Consider the following 12,155-nt stretch of genomic DNA (forward strand, 5'->3'; position numbering starts at 1 on the left):
ATGCACAGTTACGACTTCGCCTTGCTGTTGGCATTTTTCGCCATCGTGCTGCTACCGGCACCCTGGCTCGGGCGGTTCTACTTCAAGGTCATGGAAGGCCAGCGCACCTGGCTGTCGCCCGTGCTGGGCCCGGTCGAGCAAGCCTGCTACCGGCTGGCGGGCGTGCGCGCCGGCCAGGAACAGAACTGGCAGCAGTACACCTTGGCTCTGCTGGCCTTCAACCTGGCCGGGTTCCTGCTGCTGTTCGCCGTGCTGCTGTTGCAGGGCTACCTGCCATTCAACCCGCAGCATCTACCCGGCCAGGAATGGTCGCTGGCGTTCAATACCGCGGTCAGCTTCGTCACCAACACCAACTGGCAGGCCTACAGCGGTGAGGCGTCGGTCAGCTACCTGAGCCAGATGCTCGGCCTGACCGTGCAGAACTTCGTCAGCGCCGCCACCGGCCTGGCCGTGCTGGTCGCCCTGTGCCGCGGCATCGCACGGCGCAGCGCCACGACGCTAGGCAACTTCTGGGTCGACATGACCCGCGCCACCCTCTACGGCTTGCTACCGCTGTGCCTGTTGCTGGCGTTGCTGCTGGTATGGCAGGGCGTACCGCAAACCTTGGCCGACTACGCCCACGCGGTCACCCTGCAAGGCACCGAGCAGACCATCCCGCTGGGCCCGGCCGCCAGCCAGATCGCCATCAAGCAACTGGGTACCAACGGCGGTGGCTTCTTCGGGGTCAACTCGGCGCACCCGTTCGAAAACCCCACGGCCTGGAGCAACCTGTTCGAGGTGGCCTCGATCATCCTCATTCCGGTGGCGCTGGTGTTCACCTTTGGCCACTACGTGAAGGACCTGCGCCAGAGCCGCGCAATCCTCGCCTGCATGCTGGCCCTGTTCCTGATCGGCGGCAGCACGGCATTGTGGTCCGAGTACCAGCCCAACCCGGCCCTCGAGAGCGTGCAGGTACACCAAAGCGCCCCGATGGAGGGCAAGGAAACCCGCTTCGGCACCACCGGTTCGGTGCTGTGGACAGTGACTACCACCTCTGCCTCCAACGGTTCGGTCAATGCCATGCACGACAGTCTCAACCCGCTAACCGGCATGGTGGCGATGGTCAACATGATGGTCGGTGAGGTGATCTTCGGCGGCGTCGGTGCAGGGCTTTACGGCATGCTGCTGTTCGTATTGATCGCGGTGTTCCTGGCCGGGCTGATGATCGGCCGCACCCCGGAATACCTGGGCAAGAAACTGCAGGCCCGCGAGGTGCAGTTGCTGGTAGCGACCCTGCTGGTGATGCCGGTCGGCGTGTTGGTGCTCGGCGCCATTGCCGCCAGCCTGCCAGGCCCGGCAGGTGCAGTCAGCAACCCGGGTGCGCATGGCTTCAGCCAGCTGCTGTATGCCTACACCTCGGGCACGGCCAACAACGGCTCGGCCTTTGCCGGCTTTGGTGCCAACACGGTGTACCACAACCTGATGATCGGCCTGGCCATGCTCATCGGCCGCTTCGGCTACATCCTGCCGGTACTGGCGCTGGCCGGCAGCCTGGCGGCGAAGAAAAGCGCGCCCCAGGGGCTTAACAGCTTCCCCACCCATGGCCCGCTGTTCACCAGCCTGCTGCTGGTCACCATCCTGCTGGTCGGTGGCCTGACCTTCCTGCCGACCCTGGCCCTTGGGCCGATCGCCGAACATTTGAGTCTGGGTTTTTGAGGACCGACCATGAACATGCCCATTGCTGAAGTAAAAGCCCGGCAAAGTGCCAAGGATCAGACCCGTTTCGCCGCATTGTGGCGCCCGGCGCTGGTGCAGGCATTCGTCAAGCTCGACCCGCGCCAACTCAAGCGCTCGCCGGTGATGCTGGTGGTCGCCCTGACTGCGGTACTGACCACCGTCCTGTGTTTCGCTCCCGGCAGCGGTGTGAGCACCGGTGTGGCCGTGCAGATCGCCCTGTGGCTGTGGTTCACCGTGCTGTTCGCCAACTTTGCCGAGGCCCTGGCCGAAGGCCGTGGCAAGGCCCGCGCCGACAGCCTCAAGGCTGGCAGCCAAGGGCTTACCGCCCAGCGTCGCAAGCGTGATGGCAGCTACGAAACCGTAGCGGCCAGCGCGCTGCGCAAGGACGACGTGGTGCGCGTGGTAGCTGGTGAAATGATTCCCGGTGACGGCGAGGTGCTTGAAGGTATCGCTGCGGTCAACGAGGCCGCCATTACCGGCGAGTCCGCGCCGGTGATCCGCGAGTCCGGCGGCGATCGCTCAGCGGTGACCGGCAATACCCGGCTGGTCTCAGACTGGTTGTTGATCCGCATCACCAGCAACCCGGGCGAATCGACCCTCGACCGCATGATTGCCCTGGTCGAGGGCGCCAAGCGGCAGAAGACGCCCAACGAGATCGCCCTCGACATCCTGCTGATCGGCCTGACCCTGATCTTCCTGATCGTGGTGGTGACCCTGCAGCCGTTCGCCCACTTTGTCGGTGGCAGCCTGCCGCTGATCTTTCTCGCCGCATTACTGGTAACGCTGATCCCCACCACCATCGGCGGCCTGCTGTCGGCCATCGGCATTGCCGGCATGGACCGGCTGGTGCGGCTGAACGTCATCGCCCGCTCGGGCCGGGCGGTGGAGGCAGCCGGTGACGTGCACACGCTGATGCTCGACAAGACTGGCACCATTACCTTCGGCAACCGCCGCTGCAGTGCGCTGCACGTGGCACCGGGCATCACCGCCCGCGAGCTGGGGGAGGGCGCCTTGCTGGCCTCGCTGGCGGACGACACCGCCGAGGGCAAGTCGATCGTCGAGTATCTGCGCCAACTGCATGATTTTGTCGAACCGTCCGCCGGCCAGTTCGAGGCCGTGGCTTTCAGCGCCGAGACGCGCCTGTCGGGGATCGACTTCCAGCAACACCGCTACCGCAAGGGCGCTGTCGATGCCGTACTGGCGTTCGTCGGCATGCAACGCCTGGAAATGCCACCGGCACTGGCCCGTGAAGTGGAGCGTATTGCCCAGAGCGGCGGTACACCGCTGCTGGTGTGCCTGGACAAGCGCCTGCTTGGCGTGATCCACCTCAAGGATGTGGTCAAACCCGGCATTCGCGAGCGCTTTGCCGAGCTGCGCAAGCTGGGCATTCGCACGGTGATGGTGACCGGCGACAACCCGCTGACCGCCGCCGCCATCGCTGCCGAGGCCGGCGTGGATGACGTGCTGGCCGAGGCCACGCCGGAGAAGAAGCTGGCGCGCATCCGCCAGGAGCAGAACGACGGCCGCCTGGTGGCCATGTGCGGCGATGGCGCCAACGACGCCCCGGCACTGGCCCAGGCTGACGTGGGCATGGCCATGAACGACGGTACCCAGGCGGCGCGCGAGGCAGCCAACATGGTCGACCTCGACAGTGATCCGACCAAGCTGCTGGATGTGGTGCAGGTCGGCAAGGAGTTGTTGGTGACCCGCGGCGCGCTGACCACCTTCTCCATCGCCAATGATGTGGCCAAGTATTTCGCCATCCTCCCGGCGCTGTTCGCCGCCATCTACCCGCAGTTGGGCGTGCTCAATCTGATGCACCTGGCCAGCCCGCAGAGTGCGATTCTGTCGGCCATCGTGTTCAACGCGCTGATCATTATCGTGCTGATCCCGCTGGCGCTGCGCGGCGTGCGGGTGCAGGCGGCCAGTGCGGCGCACCTGCTGCGGCGCAACCTGCTGATCTACGGGCTGGGCGGCATTGTCGTGCCGTTTGCCGGGATCAAACTGATCGATCTGCTGCTCAATGCCCTGCACCTGGTCTGAGGAGGCCACCATGAATGCTTATGTACGCCCGGCATTGAGCCTGGCCCTGTTGATGACCCTGGTGACCGGCGCGCTGTATCCGCTGGTGGTGACCGGTATTGCCCAGGTGGCTTTCCCCAGCCAGGCCAATGGCAGCCTGGTGCGCGATGACCAAGGCCAGGTGCGCGGTTCGGCGCTGATTGCCCAGGATTTCCAGGGCGATGGCTGGTTCCACGCGCGGCCATCGGCAGGCGCCTACGCCACCGTGGCCAGCAGCGCCAGCAACCTGTCGCCGAGCAACCCGGCGCTGGCCGAGCGGGTCAAGGGCGATGCGGCTGCGTTGTACCAGGCGCAGCAGGGGCCGGTGCCCCAGGCGCTGCTCACCACCTCGGGCAGCGGCCTCGACCCGCACCTGCCGCCGGAGGCCGTGGCCTACCAGATCCCTCGGGTGGCGGCGGCACGGCAGTTGCCGGTGGAGCGCTTGCAAGGCTTGCTGGAAGAGGCCACCCTCCACCCATTGATCGGCCCGCCGGTGGTCAATGTGCTGGCCTTGAACCAGGCACTTGAGCATCTGGGCCACTGATATGGGGGCCGCTTTGCGGCCCTTCGCGGGCTTGCCCGCTCCCACAGGTACAGCGCAGCTTCCGAGTATTGCGATCACCCTGTGGGAGCGGGCAAGCCCGCGAAGGCCTGCGAAGCAGGCCCAAAAGAGGCTGCAGGACGCCGCCACACCAAAGGATGAAAGATGAGTGACTCCGCCCGCGCAGACGCGCTGTTGGCTACCCTCCCGCGAAGCGGCCGGGGGCGGTTGAAGGTGTTCCTTGGCGCCGCCCCCGGCGTCGGCAAGACCTTCGCCATGCTCCAGGCCGCCCACGCCCAGCAACGCCAGGGCGTGCAGGTGCTGGCCGGGGTGGTCGAAACCCATGGCCGTGCCGAAACCGAGGTATTGCTCGCTGGCCTTCAGCAGCAGCCCCTGCTGCGCAGCCAGTACCGCGGCGTAACGCTCGAGGAAATGGACCTTGACGGCCTTCTCAAGACCGCGCCGGCCCTGGTGCTGGTCGACGAACTGGCCCACACCAATGCGCCCGGCAGCCGCCACGCCAAACGCTGGCAGGACGTACAGGAACTGCTGGCCGCCGGCATCGATGTGTACACCACGGTCAACGTCCAGCACCTGGAAAGCCTCAACGACAAGGTCCGCGACATTACTGGCGTGCAAGTGCGCGAAACCCTGCCGGACTGGGTGCTGCAGGAAGCCTTCGAGCTGGTGCTGATCGACCTGCCACCCCGCGAGCTGCTCGAACGTCTGCGCGAAGGCAAGGTGTACGTGCCCGAGCAGGCGCGGGCCGCCATCGATGCGTTCTTCTCGCAAACCAACCTTACCGCCCTGCGCGAGCTGGCCATGCAGACCGCCGCTGCCCAGGTGGATGCCGACCTGGCCCACGGCTATCGCCAGCGCGGCCAGGAAGCCCCGGCCCTGCGTGGGCGCTTGCTGGTGGGCGTGGATGGCGACGACCAGGCGGAACGTTTGGTGCGTCATGCCAGCCGCGTGGCGCAACGCCGCCACCTGCCCTGGAGCCTGGTGCACGTGGACAACGGCCGCCTGCGCGACGAAACCGCACGCCAGCGCCTGCAAGCTGCCCAGCAACTGGCCGAACGCCTGGGTGGAGAGGTGGTACTGCTGCGTGCCGGCGAAGTGGTGCGCACACTGATCCAGCATGCCGCCGAACGGCGGGCCAGTCTGGTGCTGGTCGGGCAGTCCCGCGACCGCCTGCGCCGGCGCCTGTTCGGTGCCGGTGTGGCCGCGCGGCTGCTGCGCGAAAGCCACGGCCTGGAAATCAACGTGCTGGACCGCGACGCGCAGCCGCAAGCGCCGCGTTCGGCGGTACGACGGGTGTGGGTCTGGCGCCATTACCTGCTGGCGCTGCTGGCCACGGTCATGGCCGCAGGCCTGGCCTGGGCGGTGTCGAGTGTGCTGGCGCTGCCCAACATATCGCTGGTGTTCCTGGCCGCGGTGTTGCTGGTGGCAGTGCGCAGCAGCCTGGGGCCTGCGCTGGCCTGCGCGGTGCTGTCGTTCCTGACCTACGACTTCCTGTTCATCCCGCCCAACCTGTCGTTCAGGATCCAGCGCGAAGAAGACGTGCTGACCCTGGTGTTCTTCCTGTTGATGGCCGCGCTCACCGGCAACCTGGCCGCCCGCCAGCGCCGCCAGTTGCAGGCGCTGCGCGAGACCCAGGCGCAGACCAGCCAGTTGCTCGACCTGTCGCGCCGGCTGACCGTGGCCACCGACCGCCAGGCGGTGTTCAACGCCGCCGGCCAGCACCTGGACGGTTGGCAGGACATGCAGGTGTGCCTGCTGGAGCGCAATGTCGAAGGCCAGTTGCAGGTGGTCAGCGGCGAAGCCCATGCTTTCAGCGATAACGAACGCGCCGCTGCAGAATGGGCCTGGCAGCACGGCCAGGCCGCCGGTCATGGCAGCGACACCCTGCCCAATGGCCGCTGGTGGTGGTGGCCACTGGCGGTGGATGAGCAGCCCCTGGCATTGCTTGGTGTGCGCTCACGCTCCGGCCAGCCGCTCAGCGACCCGCGCCGGCGCCTGCTCACCGCCCTTGGCCAACCACTGGCCCAGGCCCTGGCCCGCGCCCGGCTGGCCGAACAGCTGGAGGCCGCGCGGCTGCATGGCGAAACCGAGCAGCTGCGCAGCGCCTTGCTCGCGTCCGTTTCCCATGACTTGCGTACCCCGCTGACCGCCATGCGCGGTAGCATCGACAGCCTGCTGGCGCTGGGCGAGGCGATCCCCGCCGCCGACCGCCGCGAACTGCTGGAGGGCACCCGCAACGAGGCCGAACGCCTCGACCGCTACATCCAGAACCTGCTCGACATGACCCGCCTGGGCCACGGCGGCCTCAAGCTGGCCCGCGGCTGGGTGGCCCCGGCCGACATCGTCGGCAGCGCGCTCAACCGCCTGCGCGCGGTGCTGGCACCACTGCGCGTGCACACCGACGTGCCGGCCGAGCTGCCGTTGCTGTTCGTGCATGCGGCGTTGATCGAGCAGGCGCTGGTCAACGTGCTGGAAAATGCCGCGCGCTTCTCGCCAGCCAATGGCCGGCTGGAGCTGCAGGTGTCGGTGCAGGACGCCCGGTTGTGTTTCGCCGTCAGCGACCAGGGCCCCGGCATTCCCGTGGAAGACCGCGAGAAGATCTTCGACATGTTCTACACCGCCGCTCGCGGCGACCGCGGCGGGCAGGGCACCGGCCTGGGCCTGGCGATCTGCCAGGGCATGATCGGCGCCCATGGCGGCCAGATCCTGGTGGGCGAAGGCATCGATGGCCAGGGCACCAGCATCACTTTATGCTTGCCGCTGCCCCCTCAACCTGAAACCGAAAGCGAAACCCCATGAGTCAGTCCGCCACCCTCCTGGTCATCGACGATGAACCGCAGATCCGCAAGTTCCTGCGCATAAGCCTGGCCTCGCAAGGCTACAAGGTGCTCGAGGCCGCCACCGGCGCGGAAGGGCTCGCCCAGGCGGCGCTGGGCAAGCCGGACCTGGTGGTACTCGACCTGGGCCTGCCGGACATGGACGGCCAGCAGGTACTGCGTGATCTGCGCGAATGGAGCGCGGTGCCGGTGCTGGTGTTGTCGGTGCGCGCCAGTGAAGTGCAGAAGGTCGATGCGTTGGATGGCGGTGCCAACGACTATGTGACCAAGCCGTTCGGCATCCAGGAGTTCCTGGCGCGGGTGCGCGCCTTGCTGCGCCAGGTGCCGCAGGCAGGTGGCTCGGAAGTGGCGGCCAGTTTTGGGCCGCTGATGGTGGACTTTGCCTTTCGCCGGGTGACCCTGGATGGCGTGGAAGTGGCGCTGACCCGCAAGGAGTATGCGCTGCTGGCGCAACTGGCCGGGCACCCGGGGCGGGTGATTACCCAGCAGCAGTTGCTCAAGGATATCTGGGGGCCTACCCATGTGGATGACACCCATTACCTGCGGATAGTGGTCGGGCATCTGCGGCAGAAGTTGGGAGATGACCCCACGGCGCCGCGGTTCATCATCACCGAGCCAGGGGTGGGATACAGGTTGGTGGCGCCGACCATGTAACCCCTGTGGGAGCGGGCGTGCCCGCGAAGAATCCAGCGCGATGCATGGCACCGGCTGCGCCGGTGTTCGCGGGCATGCCCGCTCCCACAGGGTCCCTGCTAATTCAATGAGTCATGTGCAGTCTAAGAGAGATTGCCCAGCCCTTTGGGCTGCGTTGTCGCGTAGAAAACTGAATTCGCAAGCGGCCCGCGTACCCTGTGGGAGCGGCTTTAGCCGCGAAGAATCCAACGCGGTGCATGGCACCGGCTGCGCCGGTGTTCGCGGCTGAAGCCGCTCCCACAGAGTCCCTGCTAATTCAATGAGTCATGTGCAGTTCTATGAGAGCTGGCATGTCGGCGATGGGGCCAGAGCAAGCAGCGCAAGACAGTAAGCTCAGGGGGCGGTTCTCGACTCCAGATCCATTTCCGCTGGCCACTCTACTCGGGGTGCCAGGCGCAGGGCGAACTCACACCAGAGCACATCGTTGTGATCCTTGGGTGGGCCGGGTGGTGGCAGGGCTGAGGGGCCTTCCTGCATGTAGGTGCAGATGTAGGCCCAGGCATGCTGGTCGGCCCCCATGGTGCTCAGGTGAAAACGGTCGATGACGTTGTTCGTGCCCGGCGCGACGATGGACAGCATGACACCCCATTTGAAAATGACCCCACCGTTTGGCAGGGCGCCGGTTTGTGACCAGCGCTCGGCGCGGACTTGGGACCAGTCGTAACTGACCGGCACAACCTTGCCTTTGTCGAAGGGGTTCCACCATTGGCGTTTGAAGTTGTAGGCGTAGATTTTCTGGCGTGCACGGTTGAACCTTATGGGTTCGTCGCGAGGTGGAGAAATATCCATGCGAAGGCCTATAGTAACCAGCCAGGTAACCAGGAAGATTTCAGATATTGAGAGCAGCAGCGATTCAAAATTTCGGGGGTCGAGCGTAAGTGTCATCATGTAAAGGCTAAAGGCGAAAAGTATGCACAAGAGGAAGGCAAAGGCTGAAATCACCCCTCGTGATGATACGCTTTGTCGCGGAATCTCTAAGTAAGTCATGCACTGATGGTTAGGTATTTGATTGCCCATATATTTTTCTATTGAGTTGACTGTGTAAGGGGCGGGGAGGTCTTCCTTCCAGCCCGGGCAGGCAGGATTTAATAAGGGTCGGGCCATTTTGTCAGGGGCTCCAAGCTGTGCATGTAGTTTTCTGTTATTGTTACATGGGCATGCCCAAGTTCGTCCTGCTTGTCTGGCCAGTAACGCAGGCTAAATTCAATGGCGTTGATGTGATGATCTACCAGCAAAGGCAGAGTCCCCTGTATGGTCAACGTACTGTTCTTGTTGTTGAAACGCACCAAAGGCTGTGGGTTGTCAATGTGGCCGAAGACTCCTTTTCCCTTTGGTAGGCTGATCTGCAATTGGTTAGTCGGACTACTATCACCCGATACGGTAATGATTTCTCTTTGAGCGCCAGTACGATGAATGCTTAAATGCCACTCATGGCGAGATGTACCCTCGGCGTATTTAGGTAAGAGGAAGTAATAATTAAGTGTGTATTCTGCGGGTGTTGCAGGCTCGTTGCCGATGATCATCCCTTTTGGTTCGGAAGTCTGCATGTTCGTATGATTGGTGAGTTGAGTCCTTATGGAAATCTCGGCTTGAACGCCAATTGCTGCCGCATTCAAAGCACCAATTGCAGTGTCAAGATGCTTGGCTTCGGTCCAGAGACGGTTGTCTTCAGATAATCCCCATCTGCTTTGACGAGCCCAAAGCTCTGTTGGAGAGGATTCATTTTGCTTTGCCTCGGAAGCTATTGCATAGGCGGCCAGTCCTAGAATGATAGCTATACCGATTGGGCCAAATAATGTGGCGGGGCCGAAAGCTCCAAGTACACCTGCAATGGCGGAAGCGCCAGCCATTATGCCCGCAGTCCTATATTCATCTGCTGACGTTAAATCTCCGCGCTTATGAGTACGCAGGCTGGCGAACAGGTACTGTGCCCCATCCATCATTCCAGCTATTCCCGCAATGCCGGCGCCGTATCGAGCAATACCGGTTCCCAAAGACGTTGTCGTCACTGTTCCGGGCCACGGTATCTTCGGGCGTATGACTGCAACAGCCAGTCCTGCCGCCTCCACACTCGCCCCCAACAAACCCAGGGAGGAAGACCAGATCGCCGCAAGCGCCTCCGGGTTGTCCTGATGCGTCTCTTGCAACGCTCGATAGTTCTTGCCCAGGCTGTCCTGATGGAACCACATGCTGCCCAAGGCAAATAGCAGCCCGACGCTTCCGCTACTCGCTGCAGCATCCCGCAGGCTGCGCATGGCATCGCTTGCCACGCTTTGCGCGGCCGTAGAACTGATCTTCAAACCACCCGTAACCTGCGCACGCAGCGTACCCGCACCAATCGCAACATTGCGTACCAGCGCCCCGACGCCGCCGGCTGCACCCTCGCGCAACTGCACCAGCCGCGCCTGCAGGCTCTCGGCGCTTTCGAGCGTCCAGAGCATCACCTCGATCATCTGGCTGCGGTTACCCGCTGCCGCAATATTGATCGCGCCACTCAGCACCATGGCCCGCACCTTGCGGCCCAGTGGGTCACGGAACTGCTTGTCTACCTGCTGCAGAAACGCATCGGTCCGCGCCTCCAGGGCCTCGTTGAGCAGGCTCATGTACTCGCCCACTGTCAGCGACACCCGCAGTGGGGTCACCTGCTGCCCGGCGAAGAGTGCAAACGCCGAGCGATGCACATGACCGATCAGGGTCTTGGTCCGTTCACTCAGGTGCTGGCTGAGCGCATTCCCGGCGCTGTTGGTCGCGGCCAGCAACTGGCCAACGGCATCCTGTATTGGCTTGATCATCAACAGCTGGCCATCGGCGGTACCGGCGATGCCCTTGATGATGTCGTACACCTTGCCGAAGTCGTCCCCGGACAGCGCGCTGGCCACCTGCTGCATCAGCTTCTGATTCTTGGCCAGCAGTGCCTGGTACAACAGGCTGCGGTCGTCTTCCAGCAGCTGCTGCCAGATATGCTGGGTGATCCCGAGCGGCTGGCCCTCCTGCGGCAAGGTTTCAGTGGGCCCGCCGGCCAGGCAGGCGGCCATCATCTGGATGAAGTACTCCACCGAAACGGGGGAGGTCGCGTCATAGTCGTAGTAGCCGATCTGCTGAAAAGCCCGCTTGGCATAGTGCCGCGCATACAGATCGCCAACCTGGTCGATCATCGACTGCCAGTTTTTCAGTTCGCGGTCGTAATCGGCCTGGAACGCGGCGCGGGCGCTTTCGTCGTAACGCTCTTCCAGCCGCTCGCGGGCGTCCTGCTGCTTGCGCGCGGTGTTGCGTTCGGTCTGCGCGTCGATGTCCACCGGCGGCAGATACGCCTTGGCCGCGATCGGGCTGTCGTTCCACTGCTCGACCTGCCGGGCTTCCCGCTGCGCGTCCTCGGCACCTTGCACGGCCGCCATGGCCGCGTGCAATTCGCGGATGCCCAGTAGTGCTTGCGAGGTGAAGTATTCGAAGTGCCGCTGCGGCTGCGCCCGCCATTCCTGCAGGGCCTGCACCCAGCCAGTGCGTTGCGCGTTGAGCTCCATGACCATGCCGACCGGGTCGGGCAGCGTCAGCGCCAGCACGCCATTGGGCAGTTGTTCCTGCTCGATGACATTGCGCACATGCGTGCGGGTTTCATGCCAGCGGCCCAGGCGGCTGTAAAAGCCATGAACGCTGGTAAACCTGGCAGAAGAAAAGGTGGAGAACTCCAGCACCTGTTCCAGGCCGAAGCGGAAGCTGTCGGTCATGGCGATGCCGAGGCTGGCAGGGTCGTTGCGTGCGGTGTTCAGGTCCACCTCGACGAAGCGGGCGAGGGTGCCTGGGTCACTGTCGGCGATGCCTTGCCGATAGCGGTCGAGTACCGCACGGGGCCAGGGGTCGTTGGCGAAGGCGATCCAGGCCTTGCGGTAGAGCAGGGTATCGATGTTGATGAACGAGGCGATCACATCGTGGCCTTCGGTGGCGCATACCTTGGGTAAAGACCTGGGTGGCCCAAAGGGCATCTGCGATACCGGAAAACGCTGCAAGGTACCTTCCGCCGCTACTTCGTAGGCCTGCCAGATTTCCTGGTCGAGCAGTACGTAGACATAACCTTGGCGCAGGAGGCGCAATTGGTCGGTGTGCATCGGGTGGAAGATGATTTCGCTGTCGTCTGCCAGGCGATAGGGGCGCCCTGTGTCCGGGCGTGGGGCGTAGGCCTCGCGCAGCAGTAGAATCGGCAGGCCGGAGCGTTCGCAGGCATTGCAGGTGCCGTAGGTGTTGGGGATCTCTTCCTGCATGGCGATGTGGATGGCTTTGCTGATGCTCAT

The 12,155-nt window shown here is 64.0% G+C and carries 7 protein-coding genes; 5 read left to right on the plus strand and 2 right to left on the minus strand.

Annotation, left to right across the window (positions count from 1 at the left end; genetic code table 11):
* The 5 genes from kdpA to ACLCGK_RS31510 all read left to right on the plus strand — a co-directional run bounded on the left by kdpA (window position 1) and on the right by ACLCGK_RS31510 (window position 7,830).
* A complete protein-coding gene (kdpA, locus tag ACLCGK_RS31490) occupies window positions 1-1,695 on the plus strand; it encodes a potassium-transporting ATPase subunit KdpA (protein WP_410953605.1) in 1,695 nt (564 codons plus the stop codon).
* Window positions 1,696-1,704: 9 nt separating this feature from the next.
* Window positions 1,705-3,759: a potassium-transporting ATPase subunit KdpB gene (gene kdpB, locus ACLCGK_RS31495; RefSeq protein ID WP_367245290.1), complete on the plus strand. Its 2,055-nt coding sequence runs from the start codon at window positions 1,705-1,707 to the stop codon at window positions 3,757-3,759.
* A gap of 10 nt (window positions 3,760-3,769) precedes the next feature.
* Complete coding sequence (gene kdpC / locus ACLCGK_RS31500; RefSeq protein WP_410953606.1) at window positions 3,770-4,321, plus strand: potassium-transporting ATPase subunit KdpC; 552 nt, start codon at window positions 3,770-3,772, stop codon at window positions 4,319-4,321.
* A 162-nt stretch (window positions 4,322-4,483) separates the two neighbouring features.
* Window positions 4,484-7,138, plus strand: coding sequence for a DUF4118 domain-containing protein (locus tag ACLCGK_RS31505; RefSeq protein ID WP_410953607.1), 2,655 nt, complete (start codon window positions 4,484-4,486; stop codon window positions 7,136-7,138).
* On the plus strand, window positions 7,135-7,830 hold the full coding sequence (locus ACLCGK_RS31510) for a response regulator (RefSeq protein WP_013973414.1): 696 nt from the start codon (window positions 7,135-7,137) through the stop codon (window positions 7,828-7,830). Before ACLCGK_RS31505 ends, ACLCGK_RS31510 begins: the two co-directional genes overlap by 4 nt.
* 372 nt (window positions 7,831-8,202) lie before the next feature.
* Here ACLCGK_RS31510 and ACLCGK_RS31515 read toward each other — a convergent pair whose 3' ends face one another.
* Complete coding sequence (locus tag ACLCGK_RS31515; protein ID WP_410953608.1) at window positions 8,203-8,973, minus strand: DUF6708 domain-containing protein; 771 nt, start codon at window positions 8,971-8,973, stop codon at window positions 8,203-8,205.
* Window positions 8,955-12,155 (minus strand): T6SS effector BTH_I2691 family protein, encoded by a 3,201-nt coding sequence (locus ACLCGK_RS31520; RefSeq protein WP_410953609.1) that lies wholly within the window; start codon window positions 12,153-12,155, stop codon window positions 8,955-8,957. Before ACLCGK_RS31520 ends, ACLCGK_RS31515 begins: the two co-directional genes overlap by 19 nt.

The sequence above is a fragment of the Pseudomonas sp. S1(2024) genome (genome assembly GCF_046557535.1).